Source organism: Microbacterium marmarense, from assembly GCF_037204165.1.
Classification (GTDB): Bacteria; Actinomycetota; Actinomycetes; order Actinomycetales; family Microbacteriaceae; genus Microbacterium; species Microbacterium marmarense.
Genome location: NZ_JBBDGL010000004.1, coordinates 49,295 through 66,960, shown reverse-complemented (window position 1 = coordinate 66,960; position 17,666 = coordinate 49,295). Strand labels below are relative to the sequence as shown.

The window sequence follows — 17,666 nt, the reverse complement described above, 5'->3', positions numbered from 1 at the left end:
ATGATCGCCGGCAGCCCGCCGCTACGCGCGAACGGCAAGGGCGAAGGGCAACACGCTCTCGGCGCCTGCGGCACGAAGCAAGCGGCCGGCGACCGTCAGCGACCAGCGGCTGTCGACGAAATCGTCGACCAGCAACACGGGCCCGGGTTCGAGGGTGTGAAGGCGCTCGACGAGTTCGTTGCTGACCCTGAAGCTGCTGGCGACGCCGGCAAGACGGTAGGCGCTATTGCCATTGCTGTTTTTCGGGCCGTCTCCGGTGAGTTCTAGAGCACCAAGCCAGGGAAGTCTGCCGATGTGCGAAATCTCTCGAGCCAGCGACGCAACGAGTCGTGGGCGCGAGCGTGACGGCATCGACGCGACAGCGATAGGTCGCGGCCCCCAATCCCACTCGGCGAGCACTCGAACAATTGCCTGGGTCAGTGCTGGCGCGATATCGCTGTCAGGCGTGCTCGGCTGCAACAGCTCGCGCAGCGGACCGCCCCAACCAAGATCGGTGAGTCTCGCGAGCGCTCGTCCCGCGGCAAGTCGCTCGCCGACGGCGATCTTTCCGCGCAGGTCGACCCCCAGCGCAGACATGCCGCTTGGCCACTGTGCCCGCGGTTCGATAAGAACCCCGACCCGGTTCAAAGCCTCGTCGGCGCTGGTGGTGGCCGATGTGGCGATCTGAGTCGGGTACCACGGCGCCGTGCAGTTATCGCATCGGCCGCAGGGCCGGGCTGCGGGATCGTCGAGCGAGCGCTGCAGAAACTCCATCCGGCAGGCGCTCGTGGTCTCGTAGTCTTTCATCGCCTGCTGCTCGCTGCTGCGGGCGGCGCCGATGCGGGCGTAGCGCTCCGCGTCGTAGTGCCAGGGTGTGCCAGTGGCTCGCCAACCGGACTGCACGCGCTCGACTGCGCCATCCACATCCAGCACCTTCAGCAGCAGTTCGAGCCGACTGCGACGCAGGTCGACCCGAGACTCCAAGGCGATTGTCGAGACAGTGCCACCGTCATGCTGCAACTCATCGATCACCGCGGCGGCTTTGGCCTCGTCAGGCATCGACGAAGAAGCAAAGTACTGCCAGATGGCCTCGTCTTCGGGCCCGGGCAACAGCAGCACATCGGCGTTCTGAGTCGCACGTCCGGCGCGCCCGACCTGCTGGTAGTAGGCCACCGGTGATGACGGTGCACCGAGATGCACCACGAACCCCAGATCAGGTTTATCAAAGCCCATCCCCAGCGCACTCGTCGCGACCAGGGCTTTCACCTCGTTGGCTTTGAGCTGTTGTTCCGCAGCTTCGCGTTCGGTGGGGTCGGTTTGCCCCGTGTAAGCGAGTACCGAATAGCCCGCTTCGCGAAGAAGCCTGGCGGTGTCTGCGGCTGCAGCTACGGTCAGGGTATAGATGATGCCGCTGCCGGGGAGTGAATCGAGGTTGCTGAGCAGCCATGCCAGCCGGCTCGCCGCGTCAGGCAAGCGCAACACGCCAAGCCTGAGGGATGTGCGCGCGAGCGGCCCACGAATGGTGATCACGCCGCTCGTCAGCGAGCCGAGTTGTTCTTCGACGTCGTGCACTACACGCTCGTTCGCAGTCGCGGTCGTGGCCAGAACCGGAACGCCAGCCGGCATCTGCGCGATCAGGTCGCGTAGTCGACGGTAGTCGGGTCGAAAGTCGTGTCCCCAGTCTGAGATGCAGTGCGCCTCGTCGACGACGAGCAGCCCGACGCGGGCGATGAGGGCAGGAAGCTGCTCGTCTCGAAAGCGCGGGTTGTTCAATCGCTCTGGGCTCACCAGCAGCACGTCGACTTCGTCGTTGTCCAGACGCGTGAGAACCTCGCCCCACTCGTGTGCATTGCCAGAATTGATGCTGACCGCTCGAACGCCCGCGCGCGCCGCAGCAGCTACTTGATCTCGCATGAGTGCCAGCAGGGGTGAAATGAGAATGGTCGGGCCTGCTCCGCGGCGACGCAGCAGCAGCGTCGAAATGAAGTAGACGGCCGACTTGCCCCAGCCGGTGCGCTGCACGACGAGCGCTCGCGAATGGTCACGAACGAGCGCATTGATTGCCTCGAACTGGCCCTCGTGAAAGCGAGCATCGGCGTGCCCTACGAGGGTGCGAAGAACATCGAGCGCTTCGTCACGAACATCGCCGGTCGGCTCGCCGCTCACGATTGCTCTCGATGCGATGGCGACTCCCGCGGGCGTCGTGAGCCAGTGGGGTCAGCGCGTCGACCTTCTCGAGCGGCGAGCGACGAATCGGAGAACAGCCATGTAGGTCGGGGCTCGACGAGTGGGCGAAAGACTCTTCGAACGGGCTTGGTAGCGAGGCCCAGCGCGGTGAGCACCGATGCCACGATCACAAGCGGCAGCCAGATCCAGGTCGGCTCCAGGTTTCTGAGCACTCCTGACTCTCGCAGCGGATAGAGCACGAACGAGTGCAGCAGATAGACGTACATCGTGTACTGGCCGAAGTGAGTCCACCAGGTGCTGCGCAGCGGAACGAGAACAAAGAATGCCAACGACAACACCAATGCAATGCCCATGAGCGCCAGGCGCACACCGCCCGCCCACCACTGCGTGCCGCCCATGTCAGCGTACGAGTCGTCGTAGAAGAGCCAATGCCGAAGATTCACCGCGTTCCAGAGCTCCACGAAATTCCACGCTGCCCACCCGGCGATGGCGAAAACGCCGATCGCCGTGACGTACGTCCACCATGGGCGGCGTTCGAGCAGGCGGAGTCGATCAACGATCTGGTGCTCGCTCAACCACCATCCCAAGGTGAAGAACGGCAGCAGCCCCAGAGTGCGGGCGAGTGAGAACGTGTCACCGAGGTTGGTCAGGTAGCCGGCGCCGACCGAGATCGCGATGGTCCACAGCAACGGCCAGCGAAGCAGTGCGAGATATGGCAGCACGAGACGGAAGATACCCAAGGCGAGCAAGAACCAGAGCGTCCATGACGGCTTGGTGATGTTGGGGTCAGCGCGGCCCTCGACGAACCATTTGGTGACCGTCCACAAGAACTCGAAAATGACGTAGGGCACCAAAATGTCAGTGATGACACGCGCCATCTGTCTCTTGGTAGGTGCGGCTGACTTTGAGAAGTAGCCGGCGATGATCGCGAAAGCGGGCATATGGAATGCGTAGACGAGCAGGTACAGTCCGAGCGCTATATCGGAGTCATAGGTCAACCGCTGAACGGCGTGCCCTAGAACCACCAGCACGATGCAGGCGAACCGGGCGTTATCCCAGAAGGGCATCCGGCGCCTCGTCGACATGGCGGTGGCGCCCGTGTGAGGCGGGGTGGTTGCCACCGGGCCGGTCGGAGAGGGGGAGTGCGCGGATTCAGTCATAGCCGAGGCCACCATATCCCGCCACACGAGTGTGCGCAGGTGCTGAAATGGAGGTGTAGCGTCAAGGCTCCCGGGGCTGGCTTCTGCCCGGTCCACGGAACGAGGGACATAGTGTCCGCTGCAAGTCCAGTCCTCGGCGTTATTGGCGCCTCCCGCAAGCCCGACGAGCGACGGGTTCCCATTCATCCGGGTCACCTTGAGAGAATCCCCGTCGAGCTGCGGCCTCGAGTCTTGCTGGAGCAAGGTTACGCGGAGCGCTTTGGCATCGGCGACGAAGCCCTACGGCCCTTTGTCGGAGCCATACTGCCGCGAAGCGAGATCATCGCGAGTTCTGACACGATCCTGTTGCCCAAGCCCCAGCTGCAAGACCTTCGCGAGCTCCGCGACGGTCAGACACTCTGGGGGTGGCCTCACCTTGTTCAAGACGAAGCCATGACGCAGCTCGCTATCGACAAACGGTTGACGCTCATCGCGTTCGAAGCCATGCAGCACTGGGGTGCAGATGGCGCCTTCGGGCTCCACGTCTTCCACATGAACAACGAGCTCGCGGGCTACTGCTCGGTACTGCACGCGCTCGAGCTGTGTGGGTCCACAGGTGACTACGGACGAAGGCTCACCGCGGTAGTCATCGGCTTTGGCGCCACAGCGCGAGGGGCGGTAACCGCGTTGCGCGCCCACGGCGTTCACGACGTGCGTGTGCTGACCAACCGTCGCACCGCATCTGTCGCCTCGCCCATCCATTCCGCGCAGATGATCCAATTCGATCACGATGACGGGCCATATCTGAGCGAGGTCATCACTGACGAAGGTCGGCTGCCACTGGCGCCGTTCCTTGCCGAGAGCGACATCGTCGTCAACTGCACGTTGCAAGATCCGAACCAGCCACTGCTGTACCTGCGAGAGCGCGACCTCGACGCGTTCCGGACGGGAAGCTTGATCGTCGATGTGTCGTGCGACGAGGGCATGGGATTCGAATGGGCGAGACCCACAAGTTTCGCTGACCCGATGTTCACCGTGCACGGCCGCGTGAACTACTACGGAGTAGACCACAGCCCGTCACACCTATGGAACTCGGCCAGCTGGGAGATCAGCGAGGCGTTGCTGCGCTTCGTCCCGACCGTCATGAACGGCCCGCAAGCCTGGAGTCAAAGTGAGACGATCAGAAGGGCGATTGAGATTCAAGATGGGGTGATCATCAACCCCGCAATTCTCGAGTTCCAGGGTCGCGCAGCGAAGCATCCACACGCACGAGGAATATCCTGACGCAAGCCGCGTTGCATGAGATACATTCAAATGCATAGAAAATGCGAGGAGCGATCATGAGCGACGTCACATCCCAGATGCAGTTCGGCATCTTCACTGTCAGCGATATCACCGAAGATCCAACGACCGGTGCAACGCCGACCGAGCGTGACAAGATTCGTGACACCGTCACGCTCGCTAAACACGCTGAAGATGTCGGACTCGATGTGTTTGCACTCGGCGAACACCACAATCCGCCGTTCTGGTCCTCATCGCCCACCACAACACTCGCCTATATTGCGGCGCACACTCAGAACCTCGTGCTCTCTACGGCCACGACACTGATCACGACCAACGATCCTGTCAAGATCGCCGAAGACTTCGCCATGTTGCAGCACCTGTCTGACGGACGAGTCGATCTCATGCTCGGGCGCGGCAACACCGGGCCCGTCTATCCGTGGTTTGGCAAAGACATTCGGCAGGGATTGCCGCTGGCGATCGAGAACTACAACCTGCTGCACCGGCTATGGCGCGAAGAGGTGGTGGATTGGGAAGGCAAATTTCGCACGCCACTGCAGGGTTTCACATCAACGCCCAGACCCTTGGACGGCGTTGCACCGTTCGTATGGCACGGTTCCATTCGCACCCCTGAGATTGCCGAGCAGGCGGCCTATTACGGTGACGGATTCTTCGCCAACAACATCTTCTGGCCAAAGGAGCACTACCAGCGCCTGATCGCACTGTACCGTCAGCGCTACGCCCACTACGGGCACGGTACGCCTGAACAGGCGATCGTGGGCCTCGGCGGCCAGGCGTTCATGGCGGCGAAGTCGCAAGACGCCGTGACCCAGTTCCGTCCGTACTTCGACAACGCACCGGTGTACGGACATGGTCCCTCACTCGAAGACTTCAGCGAGATGACACCGCTCACGGTCGGCTCGCCCCAGCAGGTCATTGATCGCTACGCCTCGATGCGCGAGTACTACGGCGACTACCAGCGGCAACTGTTCCTGATGGATCACGCGGGCCTTCCGCTCAAGACGGTGCTTGAGCAACTCGATATTCTCGGCGGCGAGGTTGTGCCTGCGCTGCGCAAAGAGTTCGCCAAGAATCGACCCGCCGATGTGCCAGATGCGCCGACACATGCGCAGCGCGTTGCGACGGCGAACGTCGAGGTGGCTCGATGAGCGCTCGCCGTATCGCGGTAGTGTCTGCCGGCTTGTCCAGCCCGTCCTCCACTCGCATGCTCGCCGATCGCTTGGCGGCCGCGACCATCGCGGCGCTGGGGGAGCAGAACGTAGCTGCCACCACTGATGTGTTCGAACTGCGCGACTTCGCGCACGACATCACGAACAACCTGCTGACCGGGTTCGCTCCCGCCTCGCTCGATTCGATGATCAACACCGTGGTATCAGCAGATGCCGTGATCGCGGTGACGCCCATCTTCTCAACCAGCTATTCCGGACTCTTCAAGTCGTTCATCGACGTGCTTGAACCGAATGCACTGGCGACCAAGCCCGTGCTGCTCGGAGCCAACGCCGGTACAGCTCGGCATTCACTGGCTATCGACTACGCAATTCGGCCGCTGTTCACCTACTTGCACGCCGAGCCGGTGTCGACGGGGGTGTTCGCGGCGTCGAGCGATTGGGGCACCAGCGGCGATCAGGTCGCCCCGTTGAGCGAACGGATTCAGCGCGGAGCGCGGGAGCTTGCCGGGGCTATCCTCCGCCACGAATCCACGCCGAACGCCGACCCTTTCGATCCGTCGGCCTACTTGGGTGGCGGGCAGTCGTTTGGTCAGCTGCTCGGCGGCTCGGCCGGCGAGTAGCTTCGGGTTCAGTCGAGCCCAATCAGGTGAACGCAGTGCGAACGGATGGCGTTCAGTCGCACTCCCGGTGACGTGCGGGCAAGGACTGTATGAACACTCGTGCGCGATGGCCGGTTTGAAGCACATGCACGCCAACATGGCCTCACCCTGGAGACGTGAGAGTCGCACTGCTCGCCGAATCGTTCCTGCCGCACATGAATGGCGTCACCGGGTCTGTGTTGCAGGTGCTTCGCCACCTTGCCGCAGGTGGCCACGAAACGCTCGTGATCGCGCCGCGATCAGGGGAGGTGGATGCTGATCTGCATGGCGCGCAGACGGAGCTGTTGCGATCAGTGCCGCTGCCGAGCTACCCAGAGGTGCGGGTGGTTTTCGCTCGCGCTGCACGGTTGACGAGCATCCTGCGGGCGTTCAACCCTGATGTTGTGCACCTGGCGTCGCCGTTCGTTCTTGGCTGGCAAGGCGTGGCCGCAGCCGATGCGCTCAAGATTCCCACGGTGGCTGTCTATCAGACCGACATCGTCGCGTACGCGCAAAAGTACGGGTTGCCGAAGGCGACTGCTCTCGTCAGCGGTCACGTCGCTCGACTGCACCGCCGCGCCACGCTCACGCTCGCACCGTCATCGGCCTCGCAACGGCAACTCGAGCAACTGGGCGTGGACCGCCTGCGGCGGTGGGGTCGTGGCGTCGACATCGAACGCTTCTCGCCTTCGCGGCGCAGCGAGCAATGGCGCTCTCGCGTGGCGGGGGAGCGCACAGTGGTTGGCTACGTGGGGCGTTTGGCCCCCGAGAAGCAAGTGGAAGATCTGCGTGTGCTCACCGACCTTGAAGGTATTCAGCTCGTCGTCGTAGGCGATGGCCCTTCGCGCGCCACGCTGCAGCGGATGCTTCCGCAAGCGGTATTCACCGGGCACCTCTCGGGTGCCGACTTGGGTGAAGCGATAGCGAGCTTTGACGTCTTCGTCCACACCGGCGAGAGCGAAACCTTCGGCCAGACGATTCAGGAAGCGCTCGCCAGTGGTGTGCCTGTCGTGGCTCCCGGCGTCGGAGGGCCTGCAGACCTGGTGCGATCGAGCGTTGACGGATGGCTCTACCGTCCGGGTGATCTTGACGAACTGCGAGCGCGAGTGTCTGATCTCGTCGGCGATGAGAGCAAGCGTCGGGCTTTCGCCCGAGCTGCTCACGAATCGGTTCAAGAGCGCACCTGGAGTGCTGTGTGCGCGCAGTTGGTTGAGCACTACGAAGAGGCGCGGGCGCTGCGGCCTCTTGACGATGCATTGCTCGCCCGTGCAGCGACGCGCCCGACGATCCCCGTCGTCGGTCTTGCGCCGCGATGGTCACGATACGTGGCCCTAGGGGACTCGCTTACCGAGGGGCTGTGCGATACCTCACGAGTTGAGGATGGCAGCCACCGCGGCTGGGCAGACCGACTCGCGCAATTGTTGGCCTTCAGGCGTGCCGATGCGCCTTCGTTGCACTACGCCAACCTGGCCGTACGCAGTCGCAGGGTGCGCGACCTTGCCGGTTCGCAGCTGCCGCAGGCGCTGCGGTTGCGGCCAGACCTCGTGTCCATCCTGATGGGGGGCAACGACCTGGTCAGTCACCGTGCGGATCCCTGCGTGCTGGCTCGCGAACTCGAACAGGTTGTACGAGTGCTGCGAGACGAGGGGATCGATGTGCTCCTGGTGACTCCGTTTCTCCCGCGGCGTCTCACCGCGAAGCCGTTTGCCCGGCGCTTCGCGATCTACGCATCTGAGCTGCGCCGCATCGCTGCCGACACGGGGGCGATCCTGCTGGATCTGGAGTCATCGCCAGCAATTGGCGATGTGACCCACTGGGCCGAGGACCGAGTGCACTTGCGCTCGAGCGGTCACCGATTCTTGGCCTATCGCGCTGCGGAGGCACTCGGCGTGCCCGATGCCGAAGCGCTCGGAGGCCTCGACGCCGCGCTGCACGAAGACCGTGAACAGCCGACACACGGCACCTGGTTCGTTCGCGACGTGTTGCCGTGGATGTGGCGCCGAGTGCTCGGAAGAACCGCGGGCGACGGGCTGTCGGCAAAGCACGATTCCTGGACGCTCGTCGGTGGACGCGACGACGAGCGTTCGAATGCGCCGGTGAGCTAGATCCCTCTCACTTGAGCGGGATTGCTCGGCGCGACAGGATGGCGGCGAGAAAGAAGCAGACCGCGCCGATTGCGGTGCCGACGGTGGCCCAGAACGCGCTGAGCAGATCGCCGCTCGAGGGCAGCACATACGCGCCCACTGCTGAAACGCCGAAGGCAACCGCCCCGAGCGCATTGAGCCACGTTCCGTGCCACGTTCGCGCGTCCGTGTCCCAGAGCTGTCCTCGTCGCTGAGTCGCGATCAGCGCAAAGCCACTGGCGATGAGGAAGGCCAACGAACCCCACGCGTCTGGACGCCACCCGACGCCCACCGCATCGGGCTCGCGAATAGACGCAAGTAGGGCGAGAATCGTTGAGAGGTTGAACAGCAGCGTCCCGACGAACTGCACGGCGGCACCGAACCAGTCGGCGCGATCAGCTCGGTTCATTTTCGCGTGCGGCACATGGCGGCCACTCAGGCTCAGTTGAATGAAGCCGGCGAGTGTGAAGAACACCGACCCGACCACGAACGTGACGTTCGTCGCAACGATGCCGACGGCGTCAGCGTAGAACGGGAGCGCACCGACGAAGAACAGTGCCGAACCCACCGCAAACCCCCACGCCTCGCGACGTAGACGTCTGACTGCGGTGGCGGCGCCGTTTGTCTCTGAATCCACGGGAAGCGTCACGGTGTCAATCGCATTAGCCGCTTTTGCGGCGGAACTCGCGCTTGGTCACCGCGCCGTGAGTGCCGTGCACGGCTGAGTCTCCATCGAGGTGTGACTCGCCCTCGCGCTGATGCGAGTTCTTCTTGTCCAGCGCCGCTTTGAACTTGCGCTTCATCTCATCTGACGCCGCGCCTGCCGGCTGATCCTCGGTACTCATAGACCAACCATACGGCGGCTGGCCGGATCGCGCCCAGGATAGGGGTCAAATCGCCCCTCGCTGATACCCTTAGGAAGGTTGCCCGTGTGGCATCCGCTCAATTCAATATGAGCTCCCGGAGCAGGCTGGCAGAAAGCTGGTCCCCTGTGGTGGACTCCCATCGACTGATGGTGCTCTTCTACTGGTGGCCAGCGCAGGCGGTACGCAGAAGATTCGCACGCCCATATCTGCCTGTTCCTGCTCCTTCGCATGCACTCGCGCGCCATACGGGCGCGCGAGTCAAAACAAAGAAGGAGAGACCTCTTGGAAGGTCCTGAAATCACCGCTGCTGAAGCTGTTCTCGACAACGGCCGCTTCGGCACTCGCACAGTCCGGTTCGAAACCGGACGCTTGGCACAGCAGGCGCAGGGCGCCGTTGCTGCCTACCTCGACGAGGAGACAATGCTCCTCTCGGCTACCAGCGCAGGAAAGCACCCGCGCGAAGGCTTTGACTTCTTTCCGTTGACAGTCGACGTCGAAGAGCGGTCGTACGCAGCTGGCAAGATCCCCGGCTCGTTCTTCCGTCGTGAAGGTCGCCCCTCGACCGAGGCGATTCTCGTGTGCCGTCTCATCGACCGGCCGCTGCGCCCGTCGTTCGTTTCGGGCCTTCGCAACGAAGTGCAGATCGTTGTCACCGTGCTCTCGATCGCGCCCGGCGAATTCTACGACGCCCTAGCCATCAACGCGGCGTCGTTGTCGACGCAGATCTCTGGTCTGCCGTTCTCGGGCCCCATCGCCGGTGTGCGCCTCGCGCTGATCCCCGGCCAGGGCGAGACCGCTGACCAGTGGATCGCGTTCCCCACCGTCGGCCAGCTTGAAGAAGCTGTCTTCGACCTCATTGTCGCCGGTCGCGTCGTGACCGACGCTGACGGTAACGAAGATGTCGCGATCATGATGGTCGAAGCCGAAGCAACTGAAGGTTCGTGGAACCTCATCAAGGGCGGCGCCGTCAAGCCCAATGAGCAGGTTGTCGCTGAAGGTCTCGAAGCATCGAAGCCTTTCATCAAGCAGCTCGTTGATGCCCAGAGTGCTGTCGCAAGCACCGCAGCGAAGGAGATCAAGGACTTCCCGGTCTTCCCGCCCTACCAGCAGCAGACGTACGACTTTGTTGCGGGCCGCGCCTACGACAAGCTCGTTCCGATCTACCAGATCGCCGACAAGCAGGAGCGTCAGTCCGCTGATGACGAGCTCAAGGATGCTGTCAAGGCTGAGGTTGCCGCCGCCGTTGAGTCCGGCGAACTGCCTGCCTCTGCAGCGGCTGAGTTCAGCGCTGCCTACAAGTCCGTCACGAAGACGATCGTTCGCGGTCGCATTCTTGCCGAGGGCGTCCGTATGGATGGTCGTGGTCTTGCTGACATCCGCCCGCTCGACGCGGAGGTGCAGGTCATCCCGCGCGTTCACGGTTCGGCGATTTTCCAGCGCGGCGAGACCCAGATCATGGGCGTCACCACGTTGAACATGCTCAAGATGGAGCAGCAGATCGACTCGCTGTCGCCGATCACGAGCAAGCGCTACATGCACCACTACAACTTCCCGCCGTACTCGACTGGTGAGACCGGTCGAGTGGGTTCGCCGAAGCGTCGCGAGATCGGGCACGGCTTTCTTGCCGAGCGCGCCCTCGTTCCGGTTCTACCGAGCCGCGAAGAGTTCCCCTACGCGATCCGTCAGGTTTCCGAGGCTCTCGGTTCAAACGGTTCGACGTCGATGGGTTCTGTCTGCGCCTCGACGCTGTCGCTGCTGAACGCTGGTGTGCCGCTGCGCGCACCCGTCGCCGGTATCGCCATGGGTCTGGTCTCGGACGAGGTCGACGGCCAGACGCGCTACGCCGCGCTGACCGACATTCTCGGTGCCGAAGACGCTCTGGGTGACATGGACTTCAAGGTCGCAGGTACGAGTGAGTTCGTGACCGCGATCCAGCTCGACACCAAGCTCGATGGCATTCCGTCATCGGTGCTCACGGCGGCGCTCCAGCAGGCACGTGAGGCTCGCCTCACGATCCTGGGTGTGCTCAACGCCGCGATCGACACGCCTGACGAGATGGCTCCCACGGCGCCTCGCGTCATCAGCGTCCAGATCCCCGTCGACAAGATCGGTGAGCTCATCGGGCCCAAGGGCAAGACGATCAACTCGATCCAGGACGAGACGGGCGCTCAGATCTCGATCGAAGAAGACGGCACTGTCTACATCGGTGCTGTCGACGGCCCGTCGGCTGAGGCTGCTCGCGCGCAGGTCAACGCGATCGCCAACCCGACCAACCCCGAGGTCGGCGAGCAGTTCCTCGGAACGGTCGTCAAGATCGCTACGTTCGGTGCGTTCATCTCGCTCCTTCCCGGAAAAGACGGACTGCTGCACGTCAGCGAAGTCCGCAAGCTCGCCGGTGGCAAGCGTGTTGAGAACGTCGACGACGTGCTCGGTGTAGGCCAGAAGCTGCTCGTGCGCATCACGAAGATCGACGACCGCGGCAAGCTGTCGCTGGAGCCGGTTGTCGAAGAGGCCGCAGACCAGGAGGGCCGCGCTGCTGCCAGCGAGGGTCCTGAGGCACCTGCCGAGGGATAGTCCTCTCTCGCGTCGAACGCAGATGCCCGTCTCCCCACTCGGAGGCGGGCATCTGCCGTTTGCAGAAGGCGTTCAATGTGTCCTCCGTTTGGGGGACACATTTGTATTTGGCCACTGGTCTGCCTAAAAGCGTTATCGAATGTTTATAGCTATCTCGCCGTTTCATCCGAGCAAACCGGCACTAGGCCCTAGCCTCGAAGTATCGCACCGGGGGGTGTGTGTCAGTCACGAAGCCTCTTCCAGGGCCATCGTGAGGGGGTAGGGCATGGCTTTTTTTAGCGTAGGTTCGACGCTCTCGTCAGCGGGAGCACACCCTTCGCCGGCGAGCAACGCCGCCGAGCATCCCTCAGCCCCCATCCCTGTTCAGGGGGCGCCGCTGGGCAGCGCACTTCGCGTGCCGTTCGGTGAGACAGGCGAAGAGATCTTCCCGCTGATTCTGGGCGGAGCTGAATTCGGGTGGAACGTCGACCTTGAGTCAAGCCACGAGATCCTCGACGCGTTTGTCGAGCGAGGTGGCAATGCGCTGCACACCGCCGACAGCTACTCCAGCGGCCGTAGCGAGCACATCATCGGCCAGTGGTTGAGCGCGCGGGGACTACGCGACGAGATGGTGCTGGGCGTGAGGGTGGGCGGTCACGCCGACAACCCTGGTCTCGGGTCGGTGAACCTGGTTCGTGCCGTCGAAGCATCCCTCACACGCTTGAACACCGACGTGATCGACGTTCTCTATCTCGATGCCGTTGCCGATTCGAAAACCCCGCTTGAAGACACTCTTGCCACCACCGAGTGGCTGGTTGAAAGCGGAAAGGTGAAGAGCATCGGGGCTGTGGGCTACACCGCAGAGCAGCTGGTGGAAGCGAGGATCCTATCTTCGGCAGGTTTTCCGCGGCTGAAGGTGCTCGACGTGCCGTTCAATGTCTTGCGCCGCCACGAGTTCGATCCCGACCTACGTCTTGTCGCCGGCGCTCAGAACATGGCCGTAACACCGTCTCACGCGCTTGAGCACGGTTTTCTTGCTGGCCGCGCGCGCACTCGTCGCGCGGGAAGCCTTTCGGTGCGAAGCGCGCAACTTGCCGCCAACTTAAATCGTCGGGGCAGTCGCACCCTGCGCGCGCTGGACGCTGTTGGTGCCGAGCTCGGTGTGCCAGACGCGGCCATCGCCGTCGCCTGGCTGCTCGCTCAGAAACTGGTTACCGCACCGATCATCAACGCATTCGCGTCGGGGCACATCGAAGAGCTGGTTCAGGGGGTCGGCGTGCCTCTGAGCCGCGCCCATCTCGCCGATATCGCCCGCGCCGCAGACTGACAGGACGGTCGCGTCCGTGGCGTGACGTAGGGTGGAATGGTGCTCGAATCGGGCACCCGATCCCCTCAACAACGGAGTGAGTTGCGTGACGCACTATATCTACCTCGTGCGGCACGGCGAGCACCAAGACGCGGAGTACGGCCTCTCGGATGGCCCGCTGTCGGCACGTGGTCGCAGGCAGGCCGAGGCTGTTGCCGATCGTCTGTCGGGCATTCCATTCGACCGCATGTGGCATTCACCGCTTGAGCGTGCAAGCGAGACGGCTCGCGCGGTGGCAGAGCGCATGCCGTCGTTGAATCCCGAACCATCGGCGCTGCTGTTCGACTGCGTGCCCACGGGTATGACTGACGACACCCCGCCGGCCTTCGAGCCGTTCTTCGGTTCGATCACCGAAGCAGAAGTCGACGCGGGACGTGCCCAGATGGCCGATGCCGTGAGTGAATTTCTGATCCGCAAGAACGGTGAGGTGCATGATCTGCTGATCACCCACAACTTCGTCATCTCGTGGTTTGTGCGAGAGGTGTTGCAAGCTCCAGATTGGCGCTGGATGACGCTCAACCAAGCTCACTGCGGGTTGAGCGTCATCGCCCAAAAACAGGGTCGGCCCTGGACGCTGCTCTCACACAATGATCTGGCGCACCTGCCGAAGGAGCTTGAGACAGGGCTGCCCGATACCTACCCGTTCTAGCCGACGAGCGACTTGACGTACCAACGCGTTGCGTTGGGATTGTCGTTGTATGGGTCGGTGAGCATATAGCCAGCACTGGCATAGAGCGCGCCCGCTGCGGTCAGCGAGTGATGGGTATCGAGCACCAGCTCACTGGCGCCGAGGGCTTGTGCGTGGCTCTCTAGAGCGCTCAGCAGGTTTCGACCCCACCCGCGGCCGCGCGTCTCGGGACGCAGATAGAGGTGCTTCAGCTCGTAGCGAGTGCCGTTCTGCCCGCTGGGAACGCGGCGAATGCCCCCGCACCCCACGGCCCTGCCGCTCTCGTCACGCGCGATTACGAAGACCCCCGCGGGTGCGGTGAATGCATCGACCGCCGGGAACGCGATCGAGTACACGACGTTCTGGTTTGCGAAGCCCAGTTCGCGCGAGCGGAAGTACTCCTCCAGCAGTGAAAGCGCTTCCGGCGCGTCGACCGCAGATTCTTGAATCGTCACCACGCCTCCACGATATTGCACCGGGGATGCTCGTCCGGCGGCGCACCTAGGATGGAGGCCATGACGACGCGCGTGGCGATAGTAGGCGGCACCGGCAAACTCGGCGGAATAATCCGATCCGTGGTTGAGGCTGAAGACGAGTTCGAGGTTTCGGCGGTGCTCACTTCGCGCTCCGACCTTTCCGAGATTGCGGGCGCCGATCTGGTGGTGGATGCTTCCACTCCCGCGGTGTCGATCGATGTGGTCCGTGCAGCGATCGATCTCGGCATCAACGTGCTCGTGGGAACTTCCGGTTGGTCCGCCGAGCGAATTGCGCAGGTGCGGCCTCTCGTGAAAGCCGCCGAGACGGGTGTCGTGTTCATCCCCAACTTCTCGCTCGGATCGGTGCTGGGCTCTGCACTTGCAGCCGCGGCAGCGCCGTTCTTTCCTTCGATTGAGATCGTCGAAGCCCACCGTGAGTCAAAGATCGATTCCCCCAGTGGCACGGCTGTGCGCACCGCTGAGATGATCGCTGCCGCGCGCACATCGGTAGGGCCGGTGGAGTCACCGCACGTCGACCAACGCGCGCGCGGACAGCAGGTGGCGAGCGTTCCGATTCACTCCCTTCGCCGGCCGGGGGTTGTCGCCAAGCAAGAGACGGTTCTGTCGGGGGCAGGAGAGTCGCTCACGATCGTGCACGACACCGTAGAACCGGCTCTGGCCTACGCGCCTGGCATCCGGTTGGCACTTGCCGCTGCGCGCGATGCGAGCGGAGTCACGGTCGGACTCGATAGCTTTCTTGACATCGGCATCCGCCCGCCCGGCTCGCGCAGAAGCGACGCGAAGCCCTTTGACGACGGCGGCGTCCCCGGCCAGGTGGCGCAGGCAACGAGCACATGAGCGCACGCATCGGGGTCGCCGTCATGGCGGTGCTGTTGTTGCTGTACGTACTCCTCGTGGGTCAGCGTGCGTGGCTCTTGCTCATCTCTGCAGACCCCGTCGGCATCCTGATGGGCGCAGCGCTGGTCGTGCTGCCGCTCATCGCGCTTTGGGCGCTGGGGCGTGAACTGTGGTTCGGGGTTCGTGCAGACCAACTCGGTCGTCGGTTAGAGGCAGCCGGGGCCCTCCCTGACGAACCGGTCTCTGTCCGTCCCAGTGGCCGTGTGGTGCGCGAAGACGCAGACGCGTTGTTCCCCCACTACCGCAGCGCCGTCGAGCAGAACCCCGACGACTGGGCTGGATGGTATCGCCTGGGCATCGCTTATGACGCGTCGGGTGATCGCCGTCGGGCTCGCGGTGCGATCAGACGCGCGATCATCCTCGAAGCGCGACAGCGGCGCGGCTGAGATCAGACCTATGCGGCGGGTAGCGCAGCGGCGACCGCCTCATCGACGGTGGCGTGAGTGAAAGTGAATCCTGACTCGCTCAGCACCTCGGGCACGACGTGAGCGTCGCTGGTGAGCAACGATTCGACGGCATCAGAGCCCAGAGCCGCTTTCATCGCCCACACCGGTGCGGGCAGCACAAACGGACGGTTCATCCTGACCGCCAGCGCGAAACCGAGATCGTTCGCGGTGGCGCGGGTGGGCCCCGATAGGTTGACGGCGCCAGATATCTCGGAGTCGATCACGTGTCGAATCGCGCGAACTTCGTCATCGAGCGAGATCCATGGCCACGCCTGCGTCCCGCGGCCGATCTTTCCGCTCACTCCCGCCTTGGTGAGCACAATCATGGGTTTGAGCACGCCTTCGCGGTGGACGATCGGAGCGGTGCGAAGGCGCGCGACTCGCGCGGCGTCGCCAGCACCGAGTGCAGCTGTCTCCCATTCACCGCAAAGATCAGCGAGAAAGGTTTCACCTCGCCCAGCACGCTCGGTGAGGACGACTCCGGGCGCCGAGCCGTAAAAACCCACCGCGGATGCACTCAAGAAGGCAGGCGCATCCGTTCCAAGGGCTCTGATCGCCTGAGCGATAGCCCGCGTCGGGGCAATGCGCGACCAGAGCAAAGTGTTGCGGTAGGAACTTGTCCACGGGAAGCGTCCGATGCTAGCGCCGTTGAGGCTCACCACAGCGCTTGCCCCGGCGAGAACGTCAGGGTCGAGGCTGTCAGTATCGGTGAGCCACTGCACTTCGTCTGCGCCGGTCGCGGGTCGCCGCACGAGAGTGGTGACGGCGATGCCATCTGCTCGCAGGCTGTCGACAAGAGCGGTGCCAACCAGGCCAGAGGCTCCGGCGACAACGACTCGGGAATCGGGGCGTGCTTCAGGCAAGCGTCGCCTCGAGCGTGATCTCAATCCCTGCGAGCGCCTGCGAGACCGGGCAACCGGCTTTCGCCTCTGCGGCGAAACGTTCGAAATCCTCGGCACTCAGCCCGGGGACCACGGCATTGACGTTGAGGTGGCTGCCGGTGATTCCGGTGCCGGGAGTGAACGACACCGACGCTGTCGCGTCGATGCGTTCTGGCGGTGTGCCATTCTGACCGAGGGCGTGAGACAGCGCCATGCTGAAGCACGACGCGTGCGCGGCAGCCAGCAGCTCTTCGGGGGTCGTCATCGACGTCGAGCCTTCGCTGCGCGCCTTCCAATTCACATCGAAACTGCCAAGACCCGACGACACCAAAGTGACGGCGCCTGATCCGGTTGCGAGGTCACCCTCCCAGGCGGTGGTTGCTTCGCTCGTGACTGTCATGGGTAGCCTCCTGTTTCACGCGCCGGGGAGTCCTTACGCGTCGCGGTCAGCCTAACCGGCGACCGCGATCTGCGCGAGAGATTCCGTCGAAGCAGCGCGCTGATCAGGCGTGTGGTATCTCGGCGCCGAGGCGTGACAGCTCAAGCTCCAGCACGTGGCGGCCCGGTGTTCCCCCGAAGCGCGTCTGCACCGCGCCATCGCGGTCCAGTACAAGCGTGGTGGGCGTCTGCAGTACCTGAAAGTGTCGCGCGATGTCGGGGCGGTGAGTCAAGTCGATGTCGAGGTGGCGAACTCCCACGTGGTCGGCGGCGACGTCAGCGAGAGTCTTGTGCACGCTCGGGCAACGAGCGCCTGCTTCAGTGCTGAACTGCAAGAGGGTCGCGACGTCGCCGAGCGCATCGGCGCCAAGTCGCTGAGGTTGAATCACCTCGTGGTCGATGCTTCGCCTCGGGCGCGATTGCATCCAATGCAGTACCGCCACTACGGCCGTTGTCAGCGCGAGCAAGGCGGCGATGACAATGAGGACGTCGACGAGGTTCACAACACGCAAGGGTAT

Annotated in this window: 17 protein-coding genes; 9 read left to right on the top strand and 8 right to left on the bottom strand. The window is 63.5% G+C overall.

The features are described 5' to 3' along the window. Positions 1-21 precede the first annotated feature (21 nt). Both WDU96_RS11960 and WDU96_RS11955 read right to left on the bottom strand, forming a co-directional pair. On the bottom strand, positions 22-2,145 hold the full coding sequence (locus WDU96_RS11960; RefSeq protein ID WP_337338752.1) for a RecQ family ATP-dependent DNA helicase: 2,124 nt from the start codon (positions 2,143-2,145) through the stop codon (positions 22-24). Next, entirely contained in the window at positions 2,142-3,326 is a 1,185-nt protein-coding gene (locus WDU96_RS11955; RefSeq protein WP_420063958.1) for an acyltransferase family protein, read from the bottom strand. Before WDU96_RS11955 ends, WDU96_RS11960 begins: the two co-directional genes overlap by 4 nt. Positions 3,327-3,437: 111 nt before the next feature. Between WDU96_RS11955 and WDU96_RS11950 the strand changes: the two genes are divergently transcribed. The 4 genes from WDU96_RS11950 to WDU96_RS11935 all read left to right on the top strand — a co-directional run bounded on the left by WDU96_RS11950 (position 3,438) and on the right by WDU96_RS11935 (position 8,519). After that, complete coding sequence (locus WDU96_RS11950) at positions 3,438-4,589, top strand: N(5)-(carboxyethyl)ornithine synthase (RefSeq protein WP_337338751.1); 1,152 nt, start codon at positions 3,438-3,440, stop codon at positions 4,587-4,589. 77 nt (positions 4,590-4,666) lie between these two features. After that, positions 4,667-5,755 carry an LLM class flavin-dependent oxidoreductase gene (locus WDU96_RS11945; RefSeq protein ID WP_396668880.1) on the top strand — a complete coding sequence of 363 codons (1,089 nt, stop codon included), beginning with the start codon at positions 4,667-4,669 and terminating at the stop codon, positions 5,753-5,755. Continuing rightward, positions 5,752-6,396, top strand: coding sequence for a CE1759 family FMN reductase (locus WDU96_RS11940; RefSeq protein WP_337338749.1), 645 nt, complete (start codon positions 5,752-5,754; stop codon positions 6,394-6,396). The genes WDU96_RS11945 and WDU96_RS11940 overlap by 4 nt, the downstream gene beginning before the upstream one ends. Before the next feature lie 155 nt (positions 6,397-6,551). Then, positions 6,552-8,519, top strand: a complete 1,968-nt coding sequence (locus tag WDU96_RS11935) for a glycosyltransferase (RefSeq protein WP_337338748.1) — start codon at positions 6,552-6,554, stop codon at positions 8,517-8,519. A 7-nt stretch (positions 8,520-8,526) separates the two neighbouring features. Here WDU96_RS11935 and WDU96_RS11930 read toward each other — a convergent pair whose 3' ends face one another. Both WDU96_RS11930 and WDU96_RS11925 read right to left on the bottom strand, forming a co-directional pair. Further along, positions 8,527-9,174, bottom strand: a complete 648-nt coding sequence (locus WDU96_RS11930; RefSeq protein WP_337338747.1) for a hypothetical protein — start codon at positions 9,172-9,174, stop codon at positions 8,527-8,529. A gap of 25 nt (positions 9,175-9,199) precedes the next feature. Then, complete coding sequence (locus WDU96_RS11925; RefSeq protein WP_337338746.1) at positions 9,200-9,382, bottom strand: DUF5302 domain-containing protein; 183 nt, start codon at positions 9,380-9,382, stop codon at positions 9,200-9,202. Positions 9,383-9,685: 303 nt separating this feature from the next. On the opposite strand from WDU96_RS11925, the gene WDU96_RS11920 reads away from it, so the two are divergent. From WDU96_RS11920 to WDU96_RS11910, 3 genes are all read left to right on the top strand, one after another. Then, positions 9,686-11,977, top strand: coding sequence for a polyribonucleotide nucleotidyltransferase (locus tag WDU96_RS11920; RefSeq protein WP_337338745.1), 2,292 nt, complete (start codon positions 9,686-9,688; stop codon positions 11,975-11,977). Positions 11,978-12,242: 265 nt separating this feature from the next. Next, complete coding sequence (locus tag WDU96_RS11915) at positions 12,243-13,283, top strand: aldo/keto reductase (RefSeq protein WP_337338744.1); 1,041 nt, start codon at positions 12,243-12,245, stop codon at positions 13,281-13,283. Positions 13,284-13,368: 85 nt separating this feature from the next. Beyond that, a complete protein-coding gene (locus WDU96_RS11910) occupies positions 13,369-13,971 on the top strand; it encodes a histidine phosphatase family protein (RefSeq protein WP_337338743.1) in 603 nt (200 codons plus the stop codon). Here the strand turns inward: WDU96_RS11910 and WDU96_RS11905 are convergent. Beyond that, positions 13,968-14,447 (bottom strand): GNAT family N-acetyltransferase, encoded by a 480-nt coding sequence (locus WDU96_RS11905; protein ID WP_337338742.1) that lies wholly within the window; start codon positions 14,445-14,447, stop codon positions 13,968-13,970. The two genes, WDU96_RS11910 and WDU96_RS11905, sit on opposite strands and share 4 nt — an antisense overlap. Positions 14,448-14,504: 57 nt before the next feature. On the opposite strand from WDU96_RS11905, the gene dapB reads away from it, so the two are divergent. Then, positions 14,505-15,323: a 4-hydroxy-tetrahydrodipicolinate reductase gene (gene dapB / locus WDU96_RS11900; protein WP_337338741.1), complete on the top strand. Its 819-nt coding sequence runs from the start codon at positions 14,505-14,507 to the stop codon at positions 15,321-15,323. Next, positions 15,320-15,769 (top strand): tetratricopeptide repeat protein, encoded by a 450-nt coding sequence (locus tag WDU96_RS11895; protein ID WP_337338740.1) that lies wholly within the window; start codon positions 15,320-15,322, stop codon positions 15,767-15,769. The genes dapB and WDU96_RS11895 overlap by 4 nt, the downstream gene beginning before the upstream one ends. A gap of 8 nt (positions 15,770-15,777) precedes the next feature. Here the strand turns inward: WDU96_RS11895 and WDU96_RS11890 are convergent, their stop codons facing one another. The 3 genes from WDU96_RS11890 to WDU96_RS11880 all read right to left on the bottom strand — a co-directional run bounded on the left by WDU96_RS11890 (position 15,778) and on the right by WDU96_RS11880 (position 17,651). Then, entirely contained in the window at positions 15,778-16,692 is a 915-nt protein-coding gene (locus WDU96_RS11890; protein WP_337338739.1) for a TIGR01777 family oxidoreductase, read from the bottom strand. Then, positions 16,685-17,110 carry an OsmC family peroxiredoxin gene (locus WDU96_RS11885; protein ID WP_337338738.1) on the bottom strand — a complete coding sequence of 142 codons (426 nt, stop codon included), beginning with the start codon at positions 17,108-17,110 and terminating at the stop codon, positions 16,685-16,687. Before WDU96_RS11885 ends, WDU96_RS11890 begins: the two co-directional genes overlap by 8 nt. Positions 17,111-17,213: 103 nt before the next feature. Next, a complete protein-coding gene (locus tag WDU96_RS11880) occupies positions 17,214-17,651 on the bottom strand; it encodes a TlpA family protein disulfide reductase (protein ID WP_337338737.1) in 438 nt (145 codons plus the stop codon). Positions 17,652-17,666: the final 15 nt, after the last annotated feature.